Source organism: Streptomyces sp. BJ20 (assembly GCF_022869105.1).
GTDB classification, from domain to species: domain Bacteria; phylum Actinomycetota; class Actinomycetes; order Streptomycetales; family Streptomycetaceae; genus Streptomyces; species Streptomyces griseoincarnatus.
Genome location: NZ_CP094918.1, coordinates 5,012,204 through 5,027,325, shown reverse-complemented (window position 1 = coordinate 5,027,325; position 15,122 = coordinate 5,012,204). Strand labels below are relative to the sequence as shown.

At 74.1% G+C, this 15,122-nt stretch carries 13 protein-coding genes; 12 read left to right on the top strand and 1 reads right to left on the bottom strand.

Going from position 1 to position 15,122, the window contains the following annotated elements; all coding sequences use genetic code 11:
- The first annotated feature begins 26 nt into the window (after window positions 1-26).
- The 8 genes from MTR79_RS22695 to MTR79_RS22660 all read left to right on the top strand — a co-directional run bounded on the left by MTR79_RS22695 (window position 27) and on the right by MTR79_RS22660 (window position 11,169).
- On the top strand, window positions 27-1,073 hold the full coding sequence (locus MTR79_RS22695; RefSeq protein ID WP_241563527.1) for an ATP-binding cassette domain-containing protein: 1,047 nt from the start codon (window positions 27-29) through the stop codon (window positions 1,071-1,073).
- Window positions 1,070-1,807 carry a methionine ABC transporter permease gene (locus MTR79_RS22690; RefSeq protein ID WP_163036593.1) on the top strand — a complete coding sequence of 246 codons (738 nt, stop codon included), beginning with the start codon at window positions 1,070-1,072 and terminating at the stop codon, window positions 1,805-1,807. The genes MTR79_RS22695 and MTR79_RS22690 overlap by 4 nt, the downstream gene beginning before the upstream one ends.
- Before the next feature lie 69 nt (window positions 1,808-1,876).
- Window positions 1,877-2,704, top strand: coding sequence for a MetQ/NlpA family ABC transporter substrate-binding protein (locus tag MTR79_RS22685; RefSeq protein ID WP_086704117.1), 828 nt, complete (start codon window positions 1,877-1,879; stop codon window positions 2,702-2,704).
- 131 nt (window positions 2,705-2,835) lie between these two features.
- Complete coding sequence (locus MTR79_RS22680; protein ID WP_048458228.1) at window positions 2,836-3,474, top strand: GNAT family N-acetyltransferase; 639 nt, start codon at window positions 2,836-2,838, stop codon at window positions 3,472-3,474.
- Window positions 3,475-3,601: 127 nt separating this feature from the next.
- Window positions 3,602-4,813, top strand: coding sequence for a precorrin-6y C5,15-methyltransferase (decarboxylating) subunit CbiE (gene cbiE / locus MTR79_RS22675; RefSeq protein ID WP_244791873.1), 1,212 nt, complete (start codon window positions 3,602-3,604; stop codon window positions 4,811-4,813).
- 367 nt (window positions 4,814-5,180) lie between these two features.
- On the top strand, window positions 5,181-8,897 hold the full coding sequence (gene cobT / locus MTR79_RS22670) for a nicotinate-nucleotide--dimethylbenzimidazole phosphoribosyltransferase (RefSeq protein ID WP_244791872.1): 3,717 nt from the start codon (window positions 5,181-5,183) through the stop codon (window positions 8,895-8,897).
- A gap of 216 nt (window positions 8,898-9,113) precedes the next feature.
- Window positions 9,114-10,349, top strand: coding sequence for a uroporphyrinogen-III C-methyltransferase (gene cobA, locus MTR79_RS22665; protein WP_189365473.1), 1,236 nt, complete (start codon window positions 9,114-9,116; stop codon window positions 10,347-10,349).
- 1 nt (window position 10,350) lies between these two features.
- Complete coding sequence (locus MTR79_RS22660) at window positions 10,351-11,169, top strand: RNA methyltransferase (protein ID WP_244791871.1); 819 nt, start codon at window positions 10,351-10,353, stop codon at window positions 11,167-11,169.
- A gap of 297 nt (window positions 11,170-11,466) precedes the next feature.
- Here MTR79_RS22660 and MTR79_RS22655 read toward each other — a convergent pair whose 3' ends face one another.
- The gene (locus tag MTR79_RS22655; RefSeq protein ID WP_244791870.1) at window positions 11,467-12,741 is read right to left on the bottom strand and encodes a serine/threonine-protein kinase; all 1,275 of its coding nucleotides are present in this window, start codon (window positions 12,739-12,741) and stop codon (window positions 11,467-11,469) included.
- 204 nt (window positions 12,742-12,945) lie between these two features.
- Between MTR79_RS22655 and MTR79_RS22650 the strand changes: the two genes are divergently transcribed.
- The 4 genes from MTR79_RS22650 to MTR79_RS22635 all read left to right on the top strand — a co-directional run bounded on the left by MTR79_RS22650 (window position 12,946) and on the right by MTR79_RS22635 (window position 15,099).
- A complete protein-coding gene (locus MTR79_RS22650) occupies window positions 12,946-13,221 on the top strand; it encodes a hypothetical protein (RefSeq protein ID WP_086704480.1) in 276 nt (91 codons plus the stop codon).
- 198 nt (window positions 13,222-13,419) lie between these two features.
- On the top strand, window positions 13,420-13,599 hold the full coding sequence (locus MTR79_RS22645; RefSeq protein ID WP_019527115.1) for a hypothetical protein: 180 nt from the start codon (window positions 13,420-13,422) through the stop codon (window positions 13,597-13,599).
- A 187-nt stretch (window positions 13,600-13,786) separates the two neighbouring features.
- Window positions 13,787-14,713: an aminoglycoside phosphotransferase family protein gene (locus MTR79_RS22640; protein WP_244791869.1), complete on the top strand. Its 927-nt coding sequence runs from the start codon at window positions 13,787-13,789 to the stop codon at window positions 14,711-14,713.
- Between the two features lie 101 nt (window positions 14,714-14,814).
- Window positions 14,815-15,099, top strand: a complete 285-nt coding sequence (locus tag MTR79_RS22635) for a zf-TFIIB domain-containing protein (protein ID WP_078492763.1) — start codon at window positions 14,815-14,817, stop codon at window positions 15,097-15,099.
- The last annotated feature ends 23 nt before the right edge of the window (window positions 15,100-15,122 follow it).

Below are 15,122 nucleotides of genomic sequence, written 5' to 3'. Positions count from 1 at the left end.
GCGCACTCGACAGTGACGGAAACCACGTGATCACCACCTCGGGCCTCACGAAGGTCTATCGGACTCACCGCTCCCGCGGCCGCGAGGTCACCGCCCTGGACGGCGTCGACCTGCACGTCCGCGAAGGCGAGGTCTACGGCGTCATCGGCCAGTCCGGCGCCGGCAAGTCCTCCCTCATCCGCTGCGTCAACCTGCTGGAGCGTCCCACCTCGGGCACCGTGACCGTGGCCGGTCAGGACCTCACCGCGCTCGCCGGCCGCGGCCCTCGCGCCGGCCGGGAACTCCGCCAGGCGCGCAGCCGCATCGGCATGGTCTTCCAGCACTTCAACCTGCTGTCCTCGCGCACCGTGCAGGACAACGTCGAACTTCCGCTGGAGATCCTCGGCACGTCAGGGAAGGAACGTTCCCGCAAGGCGCTGGAACTGCTCGACCTGGTCGGCCTCGCCGACAAGGCCAAGTCCTACCCGGCCCAGCTCTCCGGCGGCCAGAAGCAGCGCGTCGGCATCGCCCGCGCCCTCGCCGGCGACCCCAAGGTGCTGCTCTCCGACGAGGCCACCAGCGCCCTGGACCCGGAGACCACCCGCTCGATCCTCCAGCTGCTGCGGGACCTCAACCGCCAGCTCGGCCTCACCGTCCTGCTCATCACGCACGAGATGGACGTCGTGAAGTCGATCTGCGACTCGGCCGCCCTCATGGAGAAGGGCCGCATCGTCGAGTCCGGCACGGTCACCGACCTGCTGGCCACCCCCGGCTCGGAACTCGCCGCCGCGCTGTTCCCCGTCGGCGGCGAGGCGAGCGGCGACGACCGCACCGTCGTCGACGTGACCTTCCACGGCGAGAGCGCGACCCAGCCGGTCATCTCCCAGCTCTCGCGCACCTACAACATCGACATATCGATCCTCGGCGCCGCCATCGACACCGTCGGCGGGCTCCAGGTGGGCCGCATGCGCATCGAACTGCCCGGCCGCTACGAGGACAACGTCGTGCCCATCGGCTTCCTGCGCGAGCAGGGCCTGCAGATCGACGTCGTCGACCACGACGAGCCCACGCTGGTGAAGGAGGGCGCCAAGTGACCTGGTCCGAGATGCAGCCGCTGCTGGAACAGGCCTGTACCGAGACGCTGGTCATGGTCGGCTGGTCCACCCTGATCGCCGTCGTCGGCGGCCTCCCGCTCGGCATCCTGCTCGTCCTCACCGACAAGGGCGGACTGCTGCAGAACACCGTGGTGAACAAGGTCATCGGGCAGATCGTGAACGTCGGCCGCTCGCTGCCGTTCATCATCCTCATGGTCGCCCTGATGAACTTCACCCGCTGGGTCACCGGCACCACCATCGGCAGCGAGGCCGCGATCGTGCCGCTCGCCATCGGCGGCATCCCCTTCTTCGCGCGGCTCGTCGAGACCGCCGTGCGCGAGGTGGACCACGGGCTGGTGGAGGCCGTGCAGGCGATGGGCGGCAACACCTGGACCATCGTCCGCAAGGTCCTCGTCCCCGAGGCGCTGCCCTCGCTGATCGCCTCCACCACCACCACGGTCATCGCGCTCATCGGCTACTCCGCCATGGCCGGCACCGTCGGCGGCGGCGGGCTCGGCGACCTCGCCGTCCGCTACGGCTACCAGCGCTTCGAGACCGGCCTGATGTGGATCACCGTGGCGATCCTCGCCGTGGTCATCTCGCTGATCCAGTTCGCCGGCGACTTCGCCGCCCGCGCCCTGCACCGCCGCGGCGCCCGCTCCGGCCCCGGGCCCAGGCTGCGGCTTCTGAAGGGCGAGGAGCCCGCCACCGCCGAGGTCGGCAAGGTGGCCTGACCCGGCCGCACCCCCCCGACTCCCCGTGCACCAAGACGGGGTCGCACCACCCTAGGAAAGGCACTTTTCGTGCGTAACACCGCCAAGATCACCACCGCTGTCCTCGCCGCCGGAGCCCTCACCCTCGGGCTCTCCGCCTGCGGCTCGGACCAGGACGCCGCCTCCGACACCTCCGGCCCGCTGGTCGTCGCCGCGAGCCCCGTGCCGCACGCCGAGATCCTGAACTTCGTGAAGGACAACCTCGCGGAAGAGGCCGGGCTCGACCTCGAGGTCAAGGAGTTCACCGACTACGTCACCCCGAACACCGCGACGGAGGACGGCTCGGTCGGCGCCAACTACTTCCAGACCCAGCCGTACCTCGACGACTTCAACAAGAAGAACGGCACTCACATCGTGTCGGTCGTCGACGTGCACCTGGAGCCGCTCGGCCTCTACTCGCACAAGGTGAAGAAGGCCGACGAGCTGAAGAGCGGCGCGACGATCGCGATCCCCAACGACACCGTCAACGAGGGCCGGGCCCTGCAGCTGCTGGCCGCGGGCGGACTGCTCACCCTCAAGGACGGCGTCGGCACCTCGGCGACCCCCGCGGACATCACCGAGAACCCCAAGAAGCTCACCTTCAAGGAACTCGAGGCCGCCCAGACCCCGCGCTCCCTGGACGACGTCGACGCCGCCGTGGTCAACGGCAACTACGCCATCGAGGCCGACCTGAAGCCCGCCAAGGACGCCCTGGTCCTGGAAGAGGCGAAGGACAACCCGAACAGCAACCTCCTCGCCGTCAAGGAGGGCCAGGAGAACGACCCGCGCGTCAAGAAGCTCGCGAAGCTCCTCACCTCGCCCGAGGTGAAGAAGTTCATCGAGGACAAGTACGCCGGCTCGGTGCTCGCCTCCTTCTGATCCGGCCTCGCGCCGGCCACGGGGTCCACTCCGCCGCAAGGGGTGGACCCCGTGGTGCGTTCCGGTGCTTTCATGCTGCATGCTGGGCAGTTCAGCAGCACCCGACGGTCTCTCAGGTTACGGAGCGGCGCATGACGAGCACCTTCCCCGACATCTCCCTCAGCACGGAGCGGTTGGTGCTGCGTCCCCTCGACGCGGACGACGTCCCCGCCCTCGCCGCGATGATGAGCGACGAGCAGGTGGGCGCCTGGACCGGCGTCCCGCAGCCGTTCACCGAGGACACCGCCCGCACCTGGATCACCGAGTACGCCCCCGCCGAACGCGCCGCGGGACACGGCCTGGACCTTGCCGTCGCCGAGTTCCTCACCCAGCGCCTGGTCGGCCTCATCCGGCTCACCCGCACCAACTGGCACGTGCGGTCCACCGAGCTGTCGTACATCGTCGCGCCCTGGGCGCGCGGCGAGGGTTACGCCTCCGAGGCCGCCCTCGCCACCGCCAAGTGGCTGTTCCGCGACCAGAAGCTCCAGCGCGTGGAACTGCGCACCGCCGCCGACAACACCGCCGCCCAGCAGGTCGCCCAGAAGATCGGCTGCATCAGCGAGGGCGTGCTGCGCAACGCCTGCATAGCCAGGGTCCGCGGCGAGGACGGAGGCTGGAGCGAGGTCCGCACCGACTACATCGTGTGGAGCCTGCTGCCGGAGGACATCGAGGGCGCGGACGGACAACTGGCCGACAGCGGCGGCTTCCCCGGCTACACCGACTGGAACTGACGTCCGAGGGGTGTACGGCGGCCCGCACCGGCGCGGCGGCCCATGACCTCACCAGGTAATCTCAGCAGACCGCCTCCGGGCGGCACAGCCGACGACGACCTGCGCACACCTCAGGAGACTGACGACGATGGCCGACCGGGTCACGGTGATCGGCTGGGACGGCTCGCCGCTGACCGACGCGGCACGCGCCGCGCTCGGCGCCGCCACGCTGGTCGCCGGCGCAGCACACCACCTGGTGCTTCCCGAGGTGCCCGCCGCGGCCGAGCGGATCCGCCTCGGCTCCGTCTCCCTCGCCGCCCGCCGCATCGCCGCCCACCGCGGCACCGCGGTCGTGCTCGCCGACGGCGACCCCGGCTTCTTCGGCGTCGTACGCATCCTGCGCGCACCGGAGTTCGGCCTGGAGGTCGAGGTCGTGCCCGCGGTCTCCTCGGTCGCCGCCGCCTTCGCCCGGGCCGGGATGCCCTGGGACGACGCGGAAGTGGTCGTCGCCCACCCGCGCACCCTGCGTCGCGCGGTGAACGTGTGCCGGGCCCACACCAAAGTGGCGGTTCTCACCTCGCCCGGTGCCGGACCCGCCGAACTCGGCCTGCTGATGGAAGGCGTCCACCGCTCCTTCGTCATCTGCGAGGAACTCGGCACCGAGCACGAACAGGTCACCGTCGTCACCTCCGACAAGGCCGCCGACCACACCTGGCGCGACCCCAACGTGGTCATCGTCATCGGCGGCCCGGTGGCCTCCGGCGACTCCGCCGGCTGGATCGCCGGACGTAACCCCTCCGCGGGACCGCGCGGCTGGACCCTGCCCGCCGGGGAGTACGGCGGAGACCTCGGCGAGGGCGAGCGGGAACCCGTGCGAACCGGCCAACTCGCCCGTCTGGGGCCGGGCCTGGGCGACCTGGTCTGGGACATCGGCTGCGGCTCCGGCGCGTTCGCCACCGACGCGGCGCGGGCGGGGGCCGCCGTCATCGCCGTCGACCACGACCGCCACGCGTGCGCCCGCACCGACGCCGCGGCGCGCCGCCACGGCGTCCAGATGCAGATCGTCCACGGTGCCGCGCCGCAGATCCTGGAGAACCTCCCCGAGCCGGACGTGGTCAGGGTCGGAGGCGGGGGAGCGGCCGTGGTCTCCGCCGTGGCCGACCGCCGTCCGCAGCGCATCGTCACGCACGCCGCGACCCGCGACGCCGCCGAACTGGTCGGCCGGAACCTGACGGAGCACGGCTACCGCGTCGAGTGCGCCCTCCTCCAGTCCGTCGAACTCGACACCAGGGCCTGGACGGAGAAGGAACGGAGCGTCGCGTTCCTGCTCAGCGGGGTACTGCCCGCCCGCGGCCGTTGAGCCCCGTAGCCGTCCCCGTGATCGGTTTGTCGTACCGCGCGCGGTAGGCTGGCCGATCGTTGTACCGCACTGGTCACCCGACGCTTCGTCGGCCAATGTCCAAAAAGCGCGCCCGTTTTGGGGTGGGTCGTGGTACGGCAGAACCGGAGGACGCGCAACGTGGCGCAGTCCACAGCGGAACCGTCGCCGATCAAGCTGACGCGACGGCGGTGCGCCCGCGACAATGCCAGTGAATGGCTTTGTCGCCTTTTCGGGCGGGCCGTTCGTGCCGCTGGGGACGCACGCTCGTTCTTCAGTGGGGGGTGGTCGGCGCGCCGTTCCGGGTGAGCTGGTCGTAGGAGCACTAACCGATGGGCGAGGGGTACGCATGACCGACACCGGCCAGGTCCCGGGCGAGGGACTGCCGGAGAACGCAGGCAGGGTGGAGCAGCCGGGCGTCGCCACGCCGGACGCGTACGCCTACCTCTCCGACGGTCCCGCCGAGGACGAAGACCTGCTGCTGCCGGGCGCCCAGGGCGCCTGGGGCAACGAGATCGCGCCGCCCGCGCCCGCGCCGGTCGTCGAAACGGTCCACCAGCCGGGCCCGCACGAGACGGACGGCCGCGACAGCGGCTCCGTCGACCTCGGCGGCGTCCGTCCGCCCGAGCCGGAGCAGCCGGCGCCCGCGCCTTCACCGGCCCCCGCCGCGCCGCGCCGTCCGCTGCACCTCGGCCCGCCGCTGCCCGACCTGTCCGCGAGCCCGGTCCGCTCCCTCGCCGACCGCGGCCCCGCCGACCTGCCGGCCCGCCAGCCGGGCCCGCCGACCCTCGGCCCCGAGTACCTCGACGTCCCGCACGCGCGGGAGGCCGCGGCACCGCAGGCCGCGCCCTGGGTCGCCCAGGGCGCGGCGGCTCCGGCAGCCCAGGCCGTGGACGCGGCCCAGGCGGCCGTCGCCCGGGTCGCCACGCAGGCGGTCGGTACGCCGGCCGCCGCCGAGGGCGAGCAGACGCCTGCGGCGGCGTACGGCGAGCAGGGCACGCCGGTCGTGCCGGGACCGGGTGCGCCCGGTGACGCGACGGCCGGTGGCGACGCGGGTGCGCCGACGCCGACGGACGTGGCTCCCGGTGAGGCGACCGGGACCGCTCAGCAGGCCGGTGTCCCCGTGGCACCGGAAGCCGTCGCGGACGGAACCATGACGCCGGAGGCCGGCCAGACGCCGGGCGCTGCCGCGACCGGCCCGGGGGAGTCGCAGGACGCGTCTGCCGTGGAGACGGCGGACGCCGGCGCACCCGTGCCGTCGCTGGAGGATGCGGAGGCGGCCCAGGATCCGCAGGCCCCGCAGGCCGAGGCGTCGGTCGCCCCGGAGGCCGCGCAGGACACCGGCGGCACGGTGGTCGTGCCCGAGCAGGCCCAGGCCCCGGAGTCCGTCGTGGCGGACGGTCAGGACGACGCGGCCCAGGCCGCTGCCGCCGAGACGGCCGCGCCGCGGACGACGGAACCGCAGGCGCCCGACGCGCAGGTGGCCGACGCGCAGGTGGCCGCCGCGCAGGTGGCCGCCGACGAGACCGCCGGTGCGCCGGACGCCGGGGCGCAGGAAGCCCCCGCCGTCGCGGCGGGGACCACCGTGCCCGAGGCCGTCCCGGTCCCTGAGGCGCCCGAAGTGGCCCCGGTGCCGGACGCCGCCGCGGCGCAGGACGCGCGGACGCCCGGGGCCCCGGCGACGGAAGCCCCCGACCCCGCCGAACCGGCCACGGAGCCTCCGGTCACCCCCGCGTCCCCGGAGCCCGCGCCGGAGGCCGAGGCCGTGGTGGCGGAGCACGCCGCCGAGGCGGCCCCCGCCCCCGAAGCGCCGGTGACCTCCGAGCCCGCACCGGCCGCTGCGGGAACCGAGGCTGCGCCCGAGCCCCAGGCCGTGGCCGTTGCCGAGCCCCAGGCCGCTCCCGAGCCCCAGGCCGCCGGAGAGCCCGTGCCCGCCTCCGGCCCCGTGCAGGGCCCTCAGCAGACGCCCGCCCACGCGACCCCGCTCCCCGGCACCCTGCCGCTCGAGCCCGAGGCGGACCAGCCGCTGGGCCAGTTCGTCCCCGTGGACGGCACCGTGCCCTCCGCGCCGCATCTCGCCCCGACCCCGCCGCAGGGCGTGACGGTCCCCGAGGAAACAGCCCCCGAGGGCGCGCCCGCCGAGGTCCCCGCCGCCACGGCAGCCGCCGCGCCCGAGGCGGCCCCCGCCCCCGCCGGCGACCAGGTGCCCGCCGCCGTCGTGCCGCCGGCCCCCGCCGCCCCCGCCGAGGCCGAGGTCGCGCAGAACGCCGACGACCTGGACACCCAGGGCGCCGGTGTGGAGCCCGAGCCGGCGCCGCGGGCGGAGCCGGCCGGCCCCGCCGCCCCCGGGTACGCGGACGCCGAGCGCGAGGCCGTCCTCAAGGTGATGCGCGAGCGCCGGGACATCCGCAACGGCTTCCGCAGCGACCCCATCCCGCACGAGGTGCTGCTGCGCGTCCTGGAGGCCGCCCACACCGCGCCCTCCGTCGGTCACTCGCAGCCCTGGGACTTCGTCGTCATCCGCTCCGAGGAGACCCGCCGCCGGATGCACGAACTGGCGACGCGCCAGCGCGAGGCCTACGCCAAGACGCTGCCCAAGGGCCGGGCCAAGCAGTTCAAGGAACTCAAGATCGAGGCCATCCTCGACACCCCGGTGAACATCGTGGTCACCGCCGACCCCACGCGCGGCGGACGCCACACCCTCGGCCGGCACACCCAGCCGCAGATGGCGCCGTACTCCTCCGCGCTCGCCGTGGAGAACCTCTGGCTCGCCGCCCGAGCCGAGGGCCTCGGCGTCGGCTGGGTCAGCTTCTTCGACGAGCGCGAGATGGTCCGCGCCCTGGACCTGCCCGATCATCTGGAGGTCGTCGCCTACCTGTGCGTCGGCTACGTCGACGAGTTCCCGGACGAGCCCGAGCTGATGCAGGCCGGCTGGTCCAAGCGCCGCCCCCTTTCCTGGGTGGTGCACGAGGAGACGTACGGCCGCCGCGCCCTGCCCGGAGAGGACCCCCACGACCTGCTTGCCGAGACCGTCGCGCAGATCCGCCCGCTGGACGCCAAGGCGCTCGGCGAGGCGTGGGAGCGCCAGAAGCGCATGACCAAGCCGGCCGGAGCGCTCGGCATGCTGGAGATCATCTCCGCCCAGCTGTCGGGACTGTCCCGGCAGTGCCCGCCGCCGATCCCGGAGCCCGCGGCCGTCGCGATCTTCGCCGGCGACCACGGGGTGCACGCCCAGGGCGTCACGCCCTGGCCGCAGGAGGTCACCGCCCAGATGGTGGCCAACTTCCTCGGCGGGGGAGCGGTCTGCAACGCCTTCGCCGCCCAGGTCGGAGCCGAGGTCTGCGTGGTGGACGTGGGCGTCTCCTCCGACCTGCCGGCCACGCCCGGGCTGCTGCCGCGCAAGATCCGCGCCGGTACGTCCGACATGACCGCCGGACCCGCGATGACCCGCGAGGAGGCCAAGCAGGCCGTCGAGGTGGGCATCGAGACGGCCCGCGACCTGGTCGCGGCCGGCAACAAGGCGCTGCTCACGGGCGAGATGGGCATCGCCAACACCACGGCGTCCGCCGCCCTCATCTCCGTCTACACCGGCGCCGACCCGGCCGAGGTCACCGGCCGCGGCACCGGCATCAACGACGAGACGCTCGCCCGCAAGACCGACGTCGTGCGCCGCGCCCTGGAGCTGCACCAGCCGGACCCGTCCGACCCGCTCGGCGTGCTGGCCGCGGTCGGCGGTTTTGAACACGCCGCGATGGTCGGTCTGCTGCTCGGCGGCGCGTCCCTGCGGACGCCGGTCATCCTTGACGGCGTCAGCGCCGGCGCTGCCGCGCTGGTCGCCCGCGCCATCGCGCCGGAGGTCCTCGCGGCCTGCATCGCCGGCCACCGCAGCGCGGAGCCCGGCCACGTGGCAGCGCTCAACAAGCTGGGGCTGCGCCCGCTGGTCGACCTCGACCTGCGGCTCGGCGAGGGCACGGGCGCGCTGCTCGCACTCCCGCTGGTCCAGAGCACGGCCCGCGCCATGCACGAGGTCGCCACGTTCGACTCGGCGGGCGTGACGGAGAAGTAGGCGACGGACGTCCCCGCCCGCCCCTGTCGACACGGGGTGGGCGGGGACGCCGTGCGTGACGGCCCGCGAGCCCGCGCAGTGAGGGCGGGTGAGACCCGTCCCACTCCCCGGACCCTCCCCACCCCTGCCGCCCACGGGCATAAAATGCCACGTCAGGCCCGCTCCGACGCCGCAGCGTGCCCGCTGACCCATCGCTCGTCCGAGGAGCCCCAGCTGATGGCCGAACACCCGCCCTACCCCGTAGGCCTCCGCCTCACCGGACGCCGGGTCGTCGTCCTCGGCGGCGGCCAGGTCGCCCAGCGGCGTCTTCCCGCCCTGATCAAGGCGGGCGCCGACGTCCACCTCGTGTCACCGGAGGCCACCCCCTCCGTGGAGGCGATGGCGGACGCCGGTGAGATCACCTGGCACCGCCGCCCCTACGCCGAGGGCGACCTCGCCGACGCCTGGTACGCGCTGATCGCCACCAGCGACCCCGACGCCAACACCGCCGCCTCCGCCGAGGCGGAGGCGCACCGCGTCTGGTGCGTCCGCTCCGACGACGCCGACCGGGCCACCGCCTGGACACCGGCGACCGGCCACAGCGAGGGCGTCACCGTGGCCGTGCTCACCACCGACGCCCGCGGACGCGACCCCCGGCACACCGCGGCCGTCCGTGACGCCGTGGTCGAGGGCCTGCGCGACGGCACTCTCGTCGCCCCGCACTTCCGCACCCGCACCGCGGGCGTCGCCCTCGTCGGCGGCGGCCCCGGCGACCCGGACCTCATCACCGTGCGCGGGCGCCGTCTGCTCGCCGAGGCCGACGTCGTCATCGCCGACCGCCTCGGACCGCGCGACCTCCTCGCCGAACTCCCGCCGCACGTCGAGGTGATCGACGCGGCGAAGATCCCGTACGGCCGGTACATGGCCCAGGAGGCCATCAACAACGCGCTGATCGAGCACGCCAAGCAGGGCAGGTCCGTGGTCCGCCTCAAGGGCGGCGACCCGTACGTCTTCGGACGCGGCATGGAGGAACTGCACGCCCTCACCGAGGCCGGCATCCCCTGCACCGTCGTCCCCGGCATCTCCAGCTCCATCTCTGTGCCGGGTGCGGCGGGCATCCCCGTCACCCACCGCGGCGTGGCGCACGAGTTCACCGTGGTCAGCGGGCATGTCGCCCCCGACGACGAGCGGTCCCTGGTCGACTGGCCGTCGCTGGCGAAGCTGACCGGCACGCTGGTGATCCTCATGGGCGTCGACAAGATCGGCCGGATCGCCGAGACCCTCGTGGCGCACGGCAAGTCCCCGGACACCCCGGTCGCGCTGGTCCAGGAGGGCACGACCTCCTCCCAGCGGCGCGTGGACGCCACCCTCGCCACGGTCGCGGAGACGGTCGTCGCCGAGGACGTGAAGCCTCCGGCGGTCATCGTCGTCGGCGACGTGGTGGCCGTCGGCCCGGACGGGACGGCCGCCTGACATGGGCGAGATCATCACCGTCGACGACCCGGCCGACCCGCGCCTGCACGACTACACCGACCTCACGGACGTCGAGCTGCGCCGCCGCCGCGAACCGGCCGAGGGCCTGTTCATCGCCGAGGGCGAGAAGGTCATCCGGCGCGCCGGGGACGCGGGTTACGGCATGCGGTCCATGCTGCTCTCCCAGAAGTGGGTCGACGTCATGCGGGACGTCATCGACCGCTCCGACTCCCCGGTGTACGTCATCGAGCCCGCGCTCGCCGAACAGGTCACCGGCTACCACGTGCACCGCGGCGCGCTCGCCTCCATGGGGCGCCGGCCGCTGCCCGACCCCGCCGGCGTGCTCCGCACGGCCCGCCGTGTCGTCGTCCTGGAGTCGGTCAACGACCACACCAACATCGGCGCGATCTTCCGCTCGGCCGCCGCCCTCGGCATGGACGCGGTCCTGCTCTCCCCGGACTGCGCCGACCCGCTGTACCGCCGCAGCGTCAAGGTCTCCATGGGCGCCGTCTTCTCCGTCCCGTACGCCCGCCTGGAGATTTGGCCCAAGGACCTGACGACGGTCCAGGACCTGGGCTTCACCGTCCTCGCCCTCACCCCGGACGAACGCGCCCACACCCTCGACGAGACGGCCCCGCACCGCATGGACCGGGTGGCCCTGATGCTGGGCGCGGAAGGCACGGGCCTCTCGCCCCGCGCCCTGTCGGCCGCGGACACCTGGGTCCGCATCCCGATGTCCCACGGAGTCGACTCCCTCAACGTGGGCGCGGCGGCGGCGGTCGCCTTCTACGCGGTGACGGCGGGACGCCCGCAGGAGTAGGGCCGCCGCCCCAGGAAGGGCGGGGTGCTCCAGGCCTGCGGGACAGGCCGGCGGCTCCACCTCGCCGGGCGTGGACGGCCCGAACCTGCCGGGCGGCCCAGCGCTCGTGTCCCTCGGACGGACAGTGACACCTCCCGCTGCCGGGACGACGGTGTCGGCAGCGCGCGTGAAGGGCTCGGCCCGAGGCCGGAGCCACGGGCGCCGTACGACTGAGACTCCATGTCCCTCGGGCGGGCGAACCCGGGCTCAGTGACCGCCCCGCCGACCCGGTCGGCATCCCGCCCCGAGGGTGCCCCCTCAGGACGGCCCCTGGCACCCCTGGACCAGTGCGATCCCGAACGCCACCACCAGCGTCACCACCACGAACACGAACAGCCGCTGCCTCAGCAGCCGTGGGTTCGCCGGGCGCAGGCCCGAGCCCGTGCGGGAGGCCGGGCGGCGGGCGCCCGTGCCCGGGCGGGTGCCGCCTCGGGACGGGGTGCCGGTGCGCGGCCGGGGGCGGGCCGGTGTGCTCTGGCGGGGCGCCCCGTCGCGGCCGGAGCCGCCGCCCCGGGACGGGGGTACGCTGCGGCCGCCCCGCGAGGACGAGGGGCCGCCGGTCCGGGAGGCGGGGCCGCCGCGCGAGGGAGTGGCCCGGCCGCCCTGGCGGCGCGCGTCCCGGTCGGGGTAGGTGTCGGCGAGCCGGCCGCTCGCCCGCTCGGACTCGGGACTGCGCGGTGCCGGCGGACGCACGTCGGCGAGCCCTTGCGCCTCCCGCGCGGCGATCTCCTTGAGCCGCAGCGACAGTTGCAGCGTGCTCGGCCGCTCCTCGGGGTCCTTCGCCAGACAGGCCCGCACCAGCGGGGCCAGCGCGTCGGGGACCCCCTGCAGCTGGGCCTCCTCGTGCACCACGCGGTACAGCATCACCTCGGAACTGCCGTGCCCGAAGGGCGAGTCGCCCATCGACGCGTACGCGAGCGTGGCGCCCAGGGAGAACACGTCCGTCGCGGGCGTGACGGCCGCACCGCGCACCTGCTCGGGCGCGAGGAAGCCGGGCGAGCCGACGGCCGTGCCCACCTGCGTGAGCGTCGAGGCGCCGGTGGCCCAGGCGATGCCGAAGTCGATGATCCGCGGGCCCTTCGGGGACAGCAGAATGTTGGACGGCTTGAGGTCCCGGTGCACCACCCCCGCCTCGTGCACCGCGACCAGACCCTCGGAGAGTGCCGCGCCCACGGCGGCCACCTCGGCGGCGCCGAGCGGACCCTCGTCGGCGACCTTGTCGTGCAGCGACGGGCCGGGCACGTACTGGGTGGCGAACCAGGGGCGGTCCGCCTCCAGGTCGGCGGCGACCAGCCGGGCCGTGCAGCCGCCGCGGATGCGCCGGGCCGCCGAGACCTCGCGGGCGAACCGTGAGCGGAACTCCTGGTCCTCCGCCAGATCGGGGCGGATGACCTTCAGCGCGACCCGCTGCCCCTTCTTGTCGGAGCCCAGATAGACCACGCCCATCCCGCCCGCGCCGAGCCGTCGGTGAAGCCTGAAAGAGCCGACGACGCGCGGGTCCTCGCGCCTCAGGCGCATCATCGCCATGTTCATCCCCGCTGCCCGGTCCTGTGACGTGCCACAGCTTACGTTTCCACAGCCGTCCGCGCGCAGAGGCCGCGCCCTCTCCCTTCGACGGATTGTCAGTGGCCGGTGGGAGACTTGAAGAGTGGTCAGGGAGGGCGTGAGCGTGCCGGGTTCGCCCGGGTGCGGACCTGTCCGACCCCAACCACTCGACGCCGAAGGGGGATTGATCGCGTGAAGGGTGACAGGGTCGAGATCGTCGTGGACGCGGGGGACACGACGCGTACGTACGAGGTGGTGGCCTCGCGGGCGGGCCGCAGGGTCGAGACGGCGGTCCGACGAGGGGTGGTCGAAGTGAGCGAAGTCACCCGAACCGGGGCTGTGGTGCGGACCGCGCGTTTCATGGCGAACCGGGTGCTCGCCCTGGTGGAGCAGCCCGTCCCGCGCCAGGACACCTCGGAGGGAGCGGGCCGCGGCGTCCGTCCCCTCGGGGATGTCCCCGAGTCGTAGGACGCCGTCTCCACCCAGGGGAGTACGGCGCGGCGCCCCGCTCATCCTCGGGGAGGCCCACGGATCGGTACGAGGGCATGACGTGCCGTGAGCGGGAAACCCCTAGATTCGATGTCGAGCGGCGGGTGCAGCACTCGTCCCCCGAGGTCGGACGCCCGCCGCTGTCAAGGACAACAGAAACGGTCAGGAGAAGGGGCCATGGCGTACACGGCACCGCGGACACTGCTCCGCACGCGGGATCGCGGCGAGGGCCGCCGGCACCCGCTGGTGGCGACGCTCATGGCCCTGCCCCTGGCGGTCCTGCTCCTCCTCGTCTTCGACGGGTGGGAACTGGTGACCACACAGGCGTCGTCCGTGGGCGAGATGCTGGGGCGCTGATCTCAGCGACCTCCAGGCCCGGAAGAGCGGTCCGGGCGGGGACATCCACCCATGAAACCCCGTGGGGACGGGGGTGCGGCGGACGGCAAGATGCCGGCGCAGCTGGGGAGCTGCGCCGGCATTGCTTTTCCCGGTACTTCCCCACGGCCCCCGCCACGAGCCCAGCGGCCCCGCGTAGCCTCACCCCGTGACCGAGGACCTCCTCCCAGCCCTGACCGTCCGCGCCGCGGAGGCGGCCCACACCCGCGACCCCGCCTGCCCCTGCACCACGGCCACCCTCGCTGTCCGAGGGGACACCACCGTCGTCCGGCACGCCGTTGCCGTGGCCAAGGCGCACGCCCCGGACACGGACGTCGCCGCGCTGGCCGTGCGGACCGCCGTCGCCGCCCGCCTCCCCGGCATCCTGCTGCCCCCGCTCGCCGCGACCCCGGCCGAGCTGCACGGCCGCCCGGTCACGTACTGGCCGTACGGCACGCCCGTGGATCCGGACGACCCGGACGCCGCCCCCTGGGAGGAGGCCGGTGGCCTCCTCGCCCGCCTGCACCGGACGCCGCTCCCCGAGTCCGTCCCTCCCACGCGCGGGCCGGAGAAGGCCGCCCGAGCCGTGGCGCTCCTCAGGGATCTCACCCCGCGCCACCCGGCAGCCGCCCTCGTGCTGGACGCCTGGGCGGACCTCCCGCCGTGGGCCCGCGACGAGGCGCCCGCGCCGGGACCCGTACGCCTCTGCCACGGCGACTTCCACCTCGGCCAGCTGATACGCGACCCGGCGCCCGGCAGCCCGTGGCTGCTGATCGACGTGGACGACCTCGGCGCGGGCCCGCCGGTCTGGGACCTGGCCCGCCCCGCCGCCTGGTACGCCGTGGGGATGCTCGACCCCGACGCCTGGCATCGCTTCCTGACCGCCTACCGTGCCGCCGGCGGCCCCGCGGTTCCGCCCGACGGCGATCCCTGGCCCGCGCTGGACGCCCCCGCCCGCGCCCTCACCGCGCAGACCGCCGCCCGCGCCGTCACCAAGGCGGCCGCGGCGGGCCGGCCGCTGGACGAGGTGGAGGAGTGGCTGGTCGACGCCTGCGCCCGTATGCGGTACGTACCGGCCGCCGCCCCGGCGGACTGAGACGAATTTTCCCGACGTAGGGTGCAACCGGCCCGCGGCCGGACAGAGTCTGTCCAGCTGATACGCGAAGCAGGTACGACCGGCGAGGAGTTGACCAGAAGATGCAGTGTCCGAAGTGCCGTGCCCCCATGCACACGTACAACCGCAACGGTGTCCAGATCGAGCAGTGTAGCGGGTGCCGGGGGATCTTCCTCGACTACGGAGAGCTGGAGGCGCTGACCCGGCTCGAGTCCCAGTGGTCGCAGCCCGCCCCGCCCCCGCCGGCCGCGCCCCAGGCGTACCCGGCCGCGGCGCCGCAGGCCCCGGCGTGGGGAGCCCCGCACGGCGGCCACTACGGCGGTCACCGACGTCACAAGAGCTTCGGCCACATGCTCTTCTCCAGCTGACGGGCACACGAGGAAGCCCCCGG

Coding starts and splice junctions, on each gene's coding strand:
- cobT (WP_244791872.1), top strand. CDS start 5,181: ATGACCGACACCGGCCAGGTCCCGGGCGAGGGACTGCCGGAGAACGCA.
- MTR79_RS22680 (WP_048458228.1), top strand. CDS start 2,836: ATGACGAGCACCTTCCCCGACATCTCCCTCAGCACGGAGCGGTTGGTG.
- MTR79_RS22635 (WP_078492763.1), top strand. CDS start 14,815: ATGCAGTGTCCGAAGTGCCGTGCCCCCATGCACACGTACAACCGCAAC.
- MTR79_RS22660 (WP_244791871.1), top strand. CDS start 10,351: ATGGGCGAGATCATCACCGTCGACGACCCGGCCGACCCGCGCCTGCAC.
- cbiE (WP_244791873.1), top strand. CDS start 3,602: ATGGCCGACCGGGTCACGGTGATCGGCTGGGACGGCTCGCCGCTGACC.
- cobA (WP_189365473.1), top strand. CDS start 9,114: ATGGCCGAACACCCGCCCTACCCCGTAGGCCTCCGCCTCACCGGACGC.
- MTR79_RS22655 (WP_244791870.1), bottom strand. CDS start 12,741: ATGAACATGGCGATGATGCGCCTGAGGCGCGAGGACCCGCGCGTCGTC.
- MTR79_RS22645 (WP_019527115.1), top strand. CDS start 13,420: ATGGCGTACACGGCACCGCGGACACTGCTCCGCACGCGGGATCGCGGC.